This window comes from Virgibacillus sp. W0430 (genome assembly GCF_051846935.1).
GTDB lineage: Bacteria > Bacillota > Bacilli > Bacillales > Amphibacillaceae > JBPYCR01.
Map to the genome: position 1 here is coordinate 168492 of NZ_JBPYCS010000002.1, position 13616 is coordinate 182107.

At 37.9% G+C, this 13616-nt stretch carries 8 protein-coding genes and 1 pseudogene; 3 read left to right on the forward strand and 6 right to left on the reverse strand.

Annotated features, from left to right (window positions below; all coding sequences use genetic code 11):
* Positions 1–252: 252 nt before the first annotated feature.
* On the forward strand, positions 253–3297 hold the full coding sequence (locus ACLIBH_RS01890) for an efflux RND transporter permease subunit (protein WP_439314973.1): 3045 nt from the start codon (positions 253–255) through the stop codon (positions 3295–3297).
* A gap of 865 nt (positions 3298–4162) precedes the next feature.
* Here the strand turns inward: ACLIBH_RS01890 and ACLIBH_RS01895 are convergent.
* The 6 genes and pseudogenes from ACLIBH_RS01895 to ACLIBH_RS01920 all read right to left on the reverse strand — a co-directional run bounded on the left by ACLIBH_RS01895 (position 4163) and on the right by ACLIBH_RS01920 (position 10377).
* Positions 4163–4393 (reverse strand): hypothetical protein, encoded by a 231-nt coding sequence (locus tag ACLIBH_RS01895; protein WP_439314974.1) that lies wholly within the window; start codon positions 4391–4393, stop codon positions 4163–4165.
* 154 nt (positions 4394–4547) lie between these two features.
* Positions 4548–5591: a ribonucleotide-diphosphate reductase subunit beta gene (locus ACLIBH_RS01900; protein ID WP_439314975.1), complete on the reverse strand. Its 1044-nt coding sequence runs from the start codon at positions 5589–5591 to the stop codon at positions 4548–4550.
* The gene (locus ACLIBH_RS01905) at positions 5572–6006 is read right to left on the reverse strand and encodes a flavodoxin (RefSeq protein ID WP_439314976.1); all 435 of its coding nucleotides are present in this window, start codon (positions 6004–6006) and stop codon (positions 5572–5574) included. The genes ACLIBH_RS01900 and ACLIBH_RS01905 overlap by 20 nt, the downstream gene beginning before the upstream one ends.
* Positions 6003–8222 (reverse strand): ribonucleoside-diphosphate reductase subunit alpha, encoded by a 2220-nt coding sequence (locus tag ACLIBH_RS01910; RefSeq protein ID WP_439315032.1) that lies wholly within the window; start codon positions 8220–8222, stop codon positions 6003–6005. The genes ACLIBH_RS01905 and ACLIBH_RS01910 overlap by 4 nt, the downstream gene beginning before the upstream one ends.
* A gap of 1019 nt (positions 8223–9241) precedes the next feature.
* Positions 9242–9461 (reverse strand): annotated as a pseudogene (locus ACLIBH_RS01915) (IS5/IS1182 family transposase); the annotation flags it as partial.
* Between the two features lie 10 nt (positions 9462–9471).
* Positions 9472–10377 (reverse strand): LysR family transcriptional regulator, encoded by a 906-nt coding sequence (locus ACLIBH_RS01920; protein WP_439314977.1) that lies wholly within the window; start codon positions 10375–10377, stop codon positions 9472–9474.
* A 161-nt stretch (positions 10378–10538) separates the two neighbouring features.
* Between ACLIBH_RS01920 and gdhA the strand changes: the two genes are divergently transcribed.
* Positions 10539–11921, forward strand: coding sequence for an NADP-specific glutamate dehydrogenase (gene gdhA, locus ACLIBH_RS01925; protein ID WP_439315033.1), 1383 nt, complete (start codon positions 10539–10541; stop codon positions 11919–11921).
* 91 nt (positions 11922–12012) lie between these two features.
* Positions 12013–12759, forward strand: a complete 747-nt coding sequence (locus tag ACLIBH_RS01930) for an NAD-dependent protein deacylase (protein ID WP_439314978.1) — start codon at positions 12013–12015, stop codon at positions 12757–12759.
* Positions 12760–13616: the final 857 nt, after the last annotated feature.

The window sequence follows — 13616 nt, forward strand, 5'->3', positions numbered from 1 at the left end:
CTAATTTTGGATATCCAAAAAATCATTGTAGAGGGTGTGATTTTTTAACATTTTTGCTCATGGAATATACACGCTTTCCGTGGGCGAATAGTGAGCCTCCGCTTGCTATGCGCTGTAGGGTCTCATCGATCTCTTTCTTCCCGCAGGACAACTAATTCTGTTCGTATTGACAAATTACCCATCCACCTATATGGTTAGTCACATAAGTAATCAACTAATTAAATGAATGTTAAGAAAAGGAGTGTTATGCCTATGCTATCGTTTTTATTAAAAAGAAAGGTCATTGTTGGATTATTTATATCATTCATTTTTGTCTTCGGATTTTACGGGTTTACGAAGCTTGACAAGGAATTATTTCCGCCAATTTCATTCGACCAAGCATTGATTATGATCGAAACAGAGGATATGCCCGCAGCAGATGTCGAACAATTTATCAGTAAACCAATAGAACAATCGATCGGAAGTTTAAAGGGAGTGGAGAGATACCGGTCTACGTCATCGATCGGAAATAGTACGTTTTACATATCAATGGAAAAAGGAAATGGGCATGCCATTACAAAAGATATAGAAACAACGGTTTATGGCTTACGCGATGATCTTTACGGAGTAAAAGACATTTATGTAATGCAATTTTCTACCGATCAGCCATTTGAATTTTATATGGACATTTCTGGAGCTAGCAAAGAAGAAATGACGGATGTGGCCCAACAGGTGATTAAGCCACGATTAGAAGCTCTACCAGAAGTACGTGAAGCTTTACTAGCAGGCGTCAGCGAGCGAGAAATCGTAGTAGAATTAAACTCAAAGAAGTTGAAAGAGACTGGGATTGAGCAAGAATCTGTTATACAAGCAATTAATGAAGCACGTATAAATGAATCAATTGGAGAATTAACGAACGAAAAAAACTCTCCATCCCTACGTTGGCATACTGCATTTTCAACAATCGAAGATATACGTACCATATCCCTCCCTTCACATAGTGGTCTTCTACAATTAAGTGACATAGCAACGATTGAAGAAAAGACCAGCGAACAAAATGATATAGCTTGGAAAAATGGCAGCTCTGATTTTATTTTAGTACAAATTGGACGTGTAAATGATGTTACTCAAATTGAAATGGCTGAAGCCGTACGTAATGAAATAAAAAATATAAATAACGAAGGCTTGCTCGGTAACGTCAAAATAGAGGAAATTGTCGCACAAGCCGACTACGTTGAAAATGCAATTGCTGGAATGACAGACAATATCCTTATTGGTGCGATTATCGCTATTGTCGTATTATTACTATTCTTACGAAATATTCGTGCTACATTTATTGTTGCACTTTCCATTCCAGCTTCTATTTTACTTACCGTATTAATGCTACGTCTTTTTGATTACAGTTTAAATCTAGCCAGCTTAATTGGACTAGGATTAGGAATTGGAATGATGGTGGATGCTTCCATCGTTGTGCTTGAATCTATTTATAAAAAGAAAGAGCTAGGACTTAACAACAAAGCAGCCGTTATTAGCGGTACAAAAGAAGTAGCAACTGCTGTATTTGCTTCCATGTTAACAACGATTGTCGTTTTTTTACCAATTGGAATTTTAGATGACGACATTGGAAAAACAGTATTTATATTAGCGATTGTTATTACAATAACGCTCCTAAGCTCTGTGCTTGTTTCCTTCACATGGATTCCTGTTTTATCTGAAAACTTTTTAAAGGTTAGGAAGCGAAAAACAAAAACGAAAAAAAGCGTTATTGATCAGTACGGCCGTACACTTACATGGGTTACTAAGAAAAAACGACGGCGCCTTAGTATTATAAGTCTGTTTCTAGTTCTGTTTATTAGTTCTTTTTTCCTCTTAACAAAGGTACCTATGACTATATTACCGGATATTCTTAATCGTTATGCTGAAGTCATTGTACAATTCGAGCCAGGGACGACACCATCTGAACGAGAGTTAGTTGCTAAAAAAATTAATGAGCAATTGGAGACGATTCAAGATATCGATCGCAACATTACGATTGATAATGTAGAGATGCTCATAACGCTTGTTAATATGACACCAGAAAAAGAGAAGACCCGTGAGCAGGATGAAATAAATGAGGAAATATTGCGGAAAATCCGTGAACTTGAAGCCGATTTTCCTATCGCAAATGTAATGTCTTCTGTGGAAGGTACATCGGACTTCCCAGTCGAAATTACCATCCACGGTGAAAGTTTCAATGAACTAACTGACATTGCAAATGACTTTTCCAATCAATTAAAGCAAGTCGATGGTATTGTTTCTACTACTATTGAAGGAAATAAAGTAATGGACGAATTTGTCGTTGAATTAAACGAGGAAAAGATAGAAGAAGACGAACTAACTGCTCGTTTTATTCAACAGAACGTACGAACTCTATTTGCCAAAATGCCAGCCGGTGAACTCGTGCAACAAGGGAATATTACCCCTATTTATGTAAAAAATGATAGTTCTATTGAGAATAAACGCGATTTATTGAATTACAAAATTGAAACACCGTATGGGGAAGAAAAGCTGTCAACGTATGTTCGTATCGTTAAACAAACTACTCCGACACAGATTGATCGAGAAGATGGCGAACGTTTTATTAAAGTGACAGCTGATTTTGAAGGAAAAGATATGGGGACAATCAATCGAGATATCCAAAAACTTATCCAAGACTTCACTGTAAAAAGCGGATACACACTTGCTGTGAGTGGCGATTTAGAGCAACAGCAACAAACTGCAGAGGATATGATTGTTATTCTAGCGATTTCGTTGTTTCTCGTATTTGTAGTGCTTGCTATTCAATTTAATAGCGTTAAACAGCCATTTATTATTTTGTCTATTGTCCCGCTTACAATGACTGGTGTCATCATAGGTTTGTTTTTAACACAAAAAGAATTAAATGTTATATCCGGAATAGGTGTTATTATGTTAGTTGGTATCGTGCTAAACAACGGGATTCTGCTAATCGATCGAATAAAACAATTAAGAAATGATGGCATCTCTGTAAACGATGCTGTTATAAATGCTGGGAAGGATCGAATTCGACCAATATTCATGACTACTTTAACTACGGTTGGTGGGATGATCCCATTAGCGTTAGCAACCGGATCGTCCAGTGGGTACCAATCGCCCCTTGCTGTCGTCATTATTTCCGGCTTGTTATTTGCAACCTTCATCACATTACTATTAATTCCTTCTGTATATTTGCTATTTGAAGATATCGGCAGAGGAATGCATCGAATTTTTCGCAAAAGGAAACAAAGCCCTATTGTTATAAAAAAAGAACGATCGAGTTAAATGAACTTGTATACTAGACGTTGACGAAAGCACGTACGATTATCGGTTATTTGTCAAATAACGTTTGTGATGTATTTTAAGTCGAGGAATACCTCCTAATAAATAGAACAAAAACATGAAAGGTTACGCTCTAATTTCGCTGACCTGCACTACAGACGATTGCTTTCCATGAGCACGGCCTCCGCTGCTGTAGCTCCTCTATCCGAGTCGCTACAGGGTTCTTCGGGCTCATACTATTTCCGTAGGAGTCCGTCGACTTCCGTTCCAGTCAGCTTTAAAAGTGGGAATAGCCTTATTGCACACACTTCAACGCTGTTTAATTGGGATTGGAGTGTGTTTTTTATGGTTTATGCTTTGTATTGTATTTTTTTCTACAGGTTTTCGTTTGAAATAAAGCATAATTTTGATTCTTCGTAAGCTTCTGTACCCATAAGCGGATTGACAAGCGATTTTCCTCCTGGATATGGTTTTTGACGCCTTTTATTCTACAAGGAAATTCACTTGTTTTCTATTAGAAAATAAAAATGACGTTAATGAAATCCCTTCACATTTCCCTACCAAAAAGTAATGTGATTTTTCTTCACTAACGTCATATATTGTACAGCCCGATTATCGATATTTAGATGATTGTACGTGCTTCTATTTATTGCATTACATTGAATTGGACGGGCACCAACTTCTATGGGAGCAGCAAATACTTTTATGGAAGAATGATTTTCAATCAATTTGCGAATTCTGAAGTATACACAGGCTGTCATTTCCTCAACTCACATGAAGCAATAAGGAGTGAAAACAATCCATCTGAGCACACAGCAACAATTATTGCTGTTGTCCTTCCTGGTTGATAATCTAAACTGTTTTTTCATTAAGCGTTTGTTAATTGTACTATTTGTTCATTGCGCTTCTGTTTTTCCGTCTCAGATGCTAAATCGTATTTTTTCAATAAATGAAATAATTCATTTAACAACAATTGATCTGGTTCGTTTGTCAAAAGGATACGGCACTGTTTTGTAATATGTTCTGGAAGAAATTCACTTTGGTCGCTCAGCTTTTTACGAACGTCTGCTAGCGAATGGTCAATATTGCAAGTCCCCATCTTTATCTCTCCATTCATTTTTTTGTCGGTTCTCGTTTCGGAAATCAACTACGTACGAGTTGGTTTGTTTATATGTTATTTAACGTATAAATTAATCTCTTATATAAAAAGCCCGATCCACTTTAATTGGATCGGGCTTTGCTGCGACTTGAGCTTACAAATCATCAAAGCCGTTCAAATCACTCGTCTTTGTATATTGTCTTGATTTTTGCTCGAAAAAGTCCGTTTTCGTCCCATCGAAATTATCGACGTACGCACGAATCCATTTCATTGGATTTTCCACGTGTTCTGGATAAATTTCATTTAAGCCCATCATGCGTAACATTTTATTCGCACGATATTTAACGTAGCCTGCCATTTCTTCTAGGTCGATTCCTTCTACGTTTGCAAGCACATAGGAGGACCATTCAATCTCAAGTTCTACCGATGTTTTAAAGCTATCATAAACCCAATCGATCAATTCAGCATTATTGTGTTCTAGATTCTCAGCTAATGTTGCGCGAAACAATTCGGAAATAAAACGACCGTGCTCCAGTTCATCTCGGTTTATATAGCTAACCATCGTTGACGTGCCTACCATCTTATTATGTCGTGCTAGGTTGTAGAAAAATGCAAAGCCAGAATAAAAGAACATACCTTCTAACAAGGCAGTGTACACCATTGTTTTTAATATATTTTCTATTGTCGGCTCTTCTACAAATGCATTATAATGCTCGGTTATATACTGGTTTCGCTTTAATAAAACTGGATCCGTTCTCCCAAGATTAAAAGCTTCATTTTGTTCGCCAAGCGAAACGACCGATGACAAAACATAGGAATAACTTTCATTATGCACCGCTTCTTGCTGCGCGATAACAGCCATAATGGACTGCACCGATGCGTCGGTCGCATATAATGATAATAGCAGTGCTGTTCGTGTTTGTGGTGCATCTAATGTTGATAATAAACCGATAATTTTCAAGTAAGCATCTTGTTCTTCTTTTGTTAGGTTTGGAAATTGTTTTACATCACTTGCCATACTTACTTCGTCAGCTTGCCAATAATTCCCAACGAGACGCTTGTACATCTTATACCAATGTGGATAAGCAATATCGTTCCAATTTAATATTCCGCTCGACTTACCTCCAAATAAACCTGTCGATTTGTTCGGGTTGCGAGGGTCTAATGTTTTCGCTTTCTCAAGCAAAGCTTTTGACATCTTGCAGCACTCCTTCCAGCCAATAATCTATACGCTGTTCCTGATAGCCTCGCGGCGATTGTTCAATTTTTAAAGGCTCCCATTTGCTGTTGTAAAAGATGGCTAACTTTTCAGCTGCCTTACAAAATAGGGCGTCCCCACCGAACTGTGTATCACCCGTTCCAAAAACGGCCACATTCTCCGGCTTGTAGCCAACCTCCCGAACGAAATCCTTTACTTCGTCCGGAGTGGCACCTTCCTCCCACGTAAACGTGCCGAGGAAGAGATAGTCATAACGGGAAACATCAACAAACGGGTCGATTCCAATTTCATGCATGTCAACATGAAGTCCATCATCAATCAAACGATTATGAATAAACGTTGCAACCTCTTCCGTGTTTCCGCTATACGACAAATACGCAATTAAAATATTCAACTTTCACACCACTCACATTCCTCAATGTCGTTAGATGTTGAACGTACATAATATGTTGTCTTTAATCCTTCTCGCCATGCCTGTATATGCAAATCGAGTAGAACGGATGCCCGTATCGTATTCGGAACATATAAGTTAAATGAAATACTCTGATCCACATGCTTTTGTCTTGCTGCATTTTGTTTAACAGACCATCTTTGATCAACAATATATGCGGATCGTCGATAAATGTTATATGTTCTATGATCCAAATCAGGTGCTGTAGTCGGAATTTTAAAGTCCTTTTTCTCTTCATTATAAAACGCTTTGAAGATCGGATCGATACTCGCAGTTGAACCAGCAATCATTGACGTTGAAGAGTTTGGAGCAACTGCCATTAAATAGCCATTACGCATTCCGTTCTCTGCAACTGCTTCTTTCAACTCTGTCCACGCTTCATCTTTATACCCTTTGCTTTCAAAATATACACCCGTTTGCCATTTGCTGCCCTCAAACGCTGGATAGCTTCCTTTTTCCTTGCTTAATTCCATACTATTTTTAATTGTTAAATAGGCAATTTTTTCATATAGTTCATCCGCATATGCTACTGCTTCATCTGATTCCCACTCTATATTTTTTAAAGCGAGTAAATGGTGCCAACCGAAAGTACCCAATCCGATTGCACGGTATTTTTGATTTGTTAATTGTGTTTGTTTGATCGGCAATGTGTTGATTTCAATTACGTTATCAAGCATACGCACTTGAACTTTAAGCAGTCTATCAAGCACATTGTCTGGAACTGCTTTACCTAAGTTAATGGAGCTTAAATTACAAACGACATAGTCTCCTGTTTTATATTTCTTAACAATTGTATCTTCGTTTTCAATATATTCTTCGATAAATTCAGTTGGTGACTGGTTTTGTGTAATTTCCGTACAAAGATTAGAGCAGTAAATCATTCCATTGTGTTCGTTATTATTCGTACGGTTTACTTCATCGCGATAGAACATAAATGGTGTTCCCGATTCAAGCTGTGACTTTAAGATTCGTTTCATAATCTCGATTGCTGGAACTTTTTTCTTCGATAGTAAATCCGATTGGACACATTCCTCATACTTTTTCCGCCATGTTCCCGTTCCTCTTTCTTCATCATAAAAGTCTTCAAGTGAGTATCCCATCACTTGACGTACTTCATGTGGGTCAAATAAATACCAGTCGCCACGATTTTCCACTTGCTCCATGAAATAATCAGGCAAACAAACACCAAGGAAGATATCGTGAGCGCGCATCCGCTCATCCCCATTATTCAACTTAAGATCAAGGAAGGATTCAATGTCCATGTGCCAAATATCAAGATATACAGCAATTGCTCCTTTTCTCGTCCCAAGCTGATCGACATTAACAGCTGTATTATTCAACTGTCTAATCCATGGCACAACACCGCTTGACATTCCTTTATACCCCTTAATAGAGCTTCCTCGTGCACGAATTTTACCCATGTACACACCAATGCCGCCACCATTTTTTGATAACTTCGCAATATCAGTGTTGCTGTCATATATTGATTGCAAGCTATCATCTACTGTATCAATAAAACAGCTCGATAATTGCCCATGTGTTTTTCCTGCATTTGTCATCGTTGGTGTAGCCACCGTCATATATAAATTGCTCAATGCCCAATAGGCCTCTAATACTAATTCCGTACGCTTAGTTTTTGCTTCATCTTGCATTAAATACATTGCAATAATCATCCAACGTTCCTGTGGCAATTCAAATGTGTTTTTTGCATGGTCTGTCGCCAAATAGCGCGTAGCAAACGTGTATAAGCCTAAATAATCAAATAAACGATCTCGTTCCGCGTCAATTTGCTCTGCAAAGTGATCAATTTCTGACTTCGTATATTTGTCCAGTATATGAGAAGAGTAAATGCCCTTTGTTGTTAGCGTATCAATCAATTGATAAAAGTCACCATATTTTTCAGCGGCAGCATAGCCTCTATTTTGGGCGGCTTTTTCATATAGACCATGCAAATATACACGGCTAGCAACAAATGTCCAAGCAGGGCTTGCTTCATCAATATTTTCCAATGCATTTTTTACGAGTGTTTCGACAAGCTTATCCGTAGAGGCGTCTTCTGGAACTGTGCGATGTGCTTTCTCAATATATTGCTCCGTCTCAAGCCCTAACCCTTTCACCGCTTCTTCTATTAAGGCATCCAGTTTATGTGTTTGTTTCATTCCTGCTTTTGTCACCATAATAAAACCTCCCAAAGATTAAATAATTTATAATTGTTTGCTTAAAAAATCGACAGAATAGTAGTTTCTACCCTCCCATCCCATCGATTCGATTTCACCTTTGTGTATTTTTAATAAGTAATAGCAAATCTTGTTGTCGTTTGCTATACTATAATAGCTAAACTGTCCATTAATTGGTATGTAATTTGTATTAAATCCTGACTTGCGTACACCTTGATCATCCCTCCGGAAAAATGGCCGAAATCACTACATATAGTAGTTTTATCCCATTTAGTGATCAAGATATTGTATATATAGCCTAGCATAGTTCATCTGCGGTTTCAAGTAGATTAAATTATTTAAGCAGGCCATTTTTACGAAGTTTGCCGAAAACAAAGGTATAGCATAGATAAACGATAATTGATTTTTTAAATTCGAAAAAATTGTTAAAAAGAAGCGCAAAAAAACAATCGACTTATGCTCAAACGCACTTACTTTTCAAATAAGCACATGCATCGAGCAAATCGATGTTTTTTAATTAGACGAGTCAATTTCATAATGGGCATTTTTAAAAAATCTCAAAAGAACATTTTAAAATCCACTTAAAAATTTAAAGCGAGATTGGTGTCTGCTGTGTTCCATCCGAATCCAGTCCGCTTTCCGCAGGCAACGCCTCAACTAATTTTAAAAGGTTACCCCAAAACTTTTAAAATGGATTTTCGGGTATGAGTAAAATGTTTGTGGGGGAACAGATGCACGAATCTAACTAGATAATATGTGATCAATTTTACTTCGAACGATATACACATGAATAACACCGTTGATTTTCACTGCCCACAGAAAGCGTAGTGTATATCTACTGCGGTCGGTAGGAATCAATACTAATAGTAACGAATACAAAGAGAGGTTTTTTAACTTCTTAAAATAGCACCCACAAATACGTGACTCAATCGATTTTCGGCTGTTGCTTTTCCTGCAGAAGTCTGCGTCGATCCAGATTCCACACAGACGAGTTGGCGTTGCTATGCAACTAATTTAGATACATTGTACATTAAGGTGACTATATCAAAATGATTTTTTGCTCGTTTACCTGTTCTGGAACGAACATTGTTTAATTGAAAGAACTCTTTTAAGATACGCATTAATTCGTTTAACGGCTGTACATCGATTATAAATAATTTTCCAAGCTTTTGATCCCCGAGCTGGAGCTGTATATCTTCGAAGATCTTTGGTGTACCGAATTCATCCCGTATTAATATTGAAATTCCTCTAATCTCGTAAAAAATTCCTTTAAAAACGTATAAAATAACCTTTCCGTCGGAAGTAATTGGCGTTCTTTTGGAATAATAACTCCTACCGTTCTACTTATACTCGGCTCTATTATTTGTTTTTTCACCGTTGCACGCGGTAAGCAATCCACTAATGTGATTTCTGGCACCAAAGAAATTCCAAGACCTGCCGACACAAGTCCTTTAATTGCATCAATGTCCTCACCTTCAAACGATATCTTTGGCTGAAATCCAATTTGCTGGCATCCGTTAATAATTATATCTCGCAATACAAAGCCCTCCGGAAACAGAACAAATCCATCCTCTCGTAAATCGTTCAAGTAAACAGTAGAAGCTATTGCCTTAGGGTGATTCGCAGGTAATAAAGCAACAATCTTCTCGGTAAACAAAATCGTTCCGTGCAGCTTTTTTTCATTCATCGGAACAGGCCCAAGAAGCGCCATGTTCACAATTCCTTTAACTACTGCTTCCTTCAATTCATTATACGAACCTTGATGCAATTGAAACTTAACATGTGGATAGCGTTCCCGAAATGCGGATATTGCTGTAGGTAATATATATGTAGCCATACTAGTTGGAAAACCGATATGAATCGTTCCCCGCTCTGGATCTGTATACTCTTCAATGACTTGAGTAGCGTCGTCAATCACATGAATCGCTTGTTCCATATGCTCGAGAAAGATTCGACCAATTGGAGTCAGCTTTACTGTCCTTCCTTCACGAATGAATAAATCAACACCTAGCTCTGCCTCTAAGTTAAATATTTGTCTGCTTACTGCAGATTGGGCTACATGCAATGCATGTGCTGCATCTGTAACATGCTCTCTCTTTGCAACTTCAATAAAATATTTAATTTGCCTTAGCTCCAATTGTTCCCACCCCTTTTTATCATTATCTCATATTGGCATTGATTATATCTATTATTTGTATTGCTTAGATTGTTTTCTCTGTGTAAAATTTAATTACACTGAGCATATATTAATATGTGAATAAACGAACTTGATATTTTGAAAGGAGGCTGCAACTATTGCTGACTCAAACGGAAGATTATGCTGCAGCACAGCATGAAAAAGAGGTAAAAAAATACTTAGATCATATTTTTTCAATCGTTAAACAACGCAACCCTCATGAAAAAGAATTTCTTCAAGCAGTGAAAATGTTCTTGCATTCACTAACCCCTGTATTCATTAAAAATCCGAAATATATACAGCATAATGTGTTAGCACGAATTGTTGAGCCTGAACGAATGATTACTTTTCAGGTTCCATGGGTAGACGACAAGGGAAACATGCAAGTGAATCGCGGATATCGTGTTCAATTTAACAGTGCCATCGGGCCATATAAAGGCGGCCTTCGGTTTCATCCATCCGTTAGTGCTAGCATTATTAAATTTCTTGGATTTGAACAAATATTTAAAAATTCACTGACTGGTCAAGCTATCGGGGGCGGAAAAGGCGGATCTGATTTTGACCCAAAAGGGAAATCAGACAATGAAATTATGCGCTTTTGTCAAAGCTTCATGACGGAGCTCGCAAAATACATTGGTCCCGATATTGATATACCCGCCGGTGATATCGGTGTGGGCAAGCGTGAAATCGGTTATTTATTTGGCCAATACAAACGAATGAGCGGACAATACCATGCCGGCGTACTAACTGGTAAGGGGCTTTCATATGGTGGTAGCTTAGGAAGAACTGAAGCAACAGGTTATGGTACGATTTACTTTGTAGAAGAAATGCTGAAGGATGCTGGTTTATCGTTTAAAGGCCGCACAGTTGTAGTGTCTGGCTCTGGTAATGTATCGATTTATGCAATGGAAAAAGCAATCCGTTTAGGTGCGAGGGTTGTCGCTTGTAGTGACTCCGATGGATACATTTATGATGAAAATGGCATAAATATCGAAACTGTAAAAAAAGTGAAAGAAGAAAATAATGATCGTATACATGCTTATTTAAAAGAGCATAAAGATGCAAAGTATTTTTCAGGCTGCTCTGGAATTTGGGGCATTCCTTGTGATGTTGCATTGCCTTGTGCTACACAAAATGAGATTGGCCGTGAAGAAGCAAATCAATTGCTCATTAACGGGGTTCAAGCTGTTGGAGAAGGTGCAAACATGCCTTGTACTTCAGAAGCGATTCAAGTATTTCAAACAAATGGCGTTTTGTTCGGTCCAGCAAAAGCGGTAAACGCAGGCGGCGTTGCTGCATCTTCTTTAGAAATGGCTCAAAACAGCTCTCGAATTTCTTGGTCATTTGAAGAAGTGGACACGAAGCTACAAGAAATTATGAAAAACATTTACAATAGCTGTGTCACAGCTGCTGCCGCTTATAATCATCCAGGAAATTTAGTTATTGGTGCGGATATTGCTGGATTTACGAATGTAGCCGATACGATGATCGAACACGGCGCGTAAAACAACAATTTTTTAATGCGACCTCTATTATTTTAGTAAGCATTACTTCTCAACATATAGTGCTATACTATATAAGAAAGGAGGTAGCAGTGTGCATACATTGTTAAATCTGCTTACATCTAGCTCCTATCCGGTTATTTATACAGGAGCAGGAATGTCTACAGAGAGCGGATTGCCAGACTTCCGTTCAAAATCACGTGGCTTATGGGAGCGGTTTAATCCGGATGAACTCGCCAATGTACAGGCATTACACAACAATACAAAAGCATTTACTGATTTTTACCGCTATCGGCTATCAGAACTAAACAAATACAAACCACATGAGGGACATTTCATTTTAGGAAAATGGGAAAAAGCAGGTCTTATTAAAAGCATTATTACACAAAATGTCGATGGCTTTCATCAGGACGCTGGAAACGAAAATGTGATGGAATTACATGGCTCGTTTCGCACGCTACATTGTAACGAATGTAAAAAGGAAACAAGCCGCAACGCATACTTATCTGGTACATCCATTTGTTCCTGTGGCGGTACAATCCGGCCAGGTATCGTCCTATTTGGCGAGTCCTTACCGCAAAATGTTTTTAAAAAGGCTGAACAGGAAACGAGAAAGGCTGACTTATTTATCGTGCTTGGATCCTCACTTTCTGTTTCTCCGGCCAATCTACTCCCGCTTGATGCAAAGGAAAGCGGAGCCAAGCTCGTAATTGTAAATCGCGAGCCCACTGAGCTTGATACGTATGCGGATCATCTAATAGGAAGTCGTACTATAAAGGAATTACTTATGGACATTAACGTACATGTGGAGGAATTACTAGCAGACAAAGATGAAACATAGCAAACTTCATCGTTTACTTCTGTTTAAAAATAAAGCAATGCTTGTCCTAAATAGGCATCGAACTAGAATGTGTCACGTATTTATCAATAGATAATTACAATCTTGAAAACACTCTTTTTGTATCGATTTTTTACTAATATGCTGCACGGTTACCGCCGTTGCCATATACTTCGCTTTCAGCGGGCAATGCCTTAACTAATTTAAGAAGTTTTTCAAGCTTCCTAAATCGGTTTTCAGCGATTGCTTTTCCCTCTGGATGCCCGTATATAGCAACGGCTATTATTCTATACGAATAATAGATGGATCGCTTCATCAAACTTATTGTGCATAAAGCAAAATGAGCAGTCTATTAATGCAGCCAAATCGGTGCTGAACTTAGTAACACCTTAATTCGCTCTATATACTACACTCGCTTTCTTACGTTTAACCAAGTATTTATTATATGAAGTTTAATTCAAAAGCGCTTCAGAAACACCCTTGCTTTCCCACTTGAATCTTGTACAGTCCATTCTTCGATAAGATGATTCAAAAAAGGAAAAAAACACGTAGATACATTCACCTCTCAATTTATTCACCTACTAAAACAGTACGTAATATGCTATATTCCCAATCCTTTACACAATTCAACCAAAAATTCATACCGTTCACACTAGTTAGCATTGATTTGTATGCGCTTCCATGTTACCCTTCTCTTAATGGTGATCTGAAATATGCGCATTATACAGGTCTTATGTATTTCGTATAGAGCAGAAAAATACCAAGCTACTTCAGACCTACTCCACAACTTCTATACGTTTTGTCAATTGTACGGCAAATCCTTTCTAACCGCTTTTAACGTCTTACTCCTTTACCTAACC